Origin of the sequence: Mesorhizobium sp. M5C.F.Ca.ET.164.01.1.1, from assembly GCF_004792125.1 — a bacterium.
In the GTDB taxonomy this organism is placed as follows: domain Bacteria; phylum Pseudomonadota; class Alphaproteobacteria; order Rhizobiales; family Rhizobiaceae; genus Mesorhizobium; species Mesorhizobium wenxiniae.
The window spans coordinates 1-338 of sequence record NZ_SRTG01000315.1 but is presented as its reverse complement, the minus strand read 5'-3'; the positions used below and the strand labels follow the sequence as shown (position 1 = coordinate 338).

At 65.4% G+C, this 338-nt stretch carries 1 protein-coding gene; it reads right to left on the bottom strand.

Translation table 11 applies throughout. The annotated features are described in order from the left end of the window. Window positions 1-43: 43 nt before the first annotated feature. Window positions 44-338: EAL domain-containing protein (locus tag EN807_RS33620; RefSeq protein ID WP_246684523.1), on the bottom strand; the 295-nt coding region annotated here is incomplete at its 5' end.

Below are 338 nucleotides of genomic sequence, written 5' to 3'. Positions count from 1 at the left end.
CGGAGATCAAGCCAAGGCCAAGTCGATGGCCACATACGGACGGCTAATCGACGCCCACATGCTGGTGACCGGCGTCCTCGCAAGCGGCATTTTGCGTATCAATGGCGCCGTCGTTGAGGGCGATCAGACCACCTTCGAGCGCGACGCGCAGGTGGGTGGGCTGCTCGATTCCCTCGACCAGCACCTTGGCGCCACGGTCGTGCAGGCTGGACACCAGCGGGCGGAAGAAGCGTTCCGCGGCGGCGTGGCGGCAGAATTCCGCGAACCAGCCGCCATCGATCTTGACGATGTCAGGCTGAAGCAGGCTCACCCGCTCCTCGGTCGAATGGCCGGTCCCG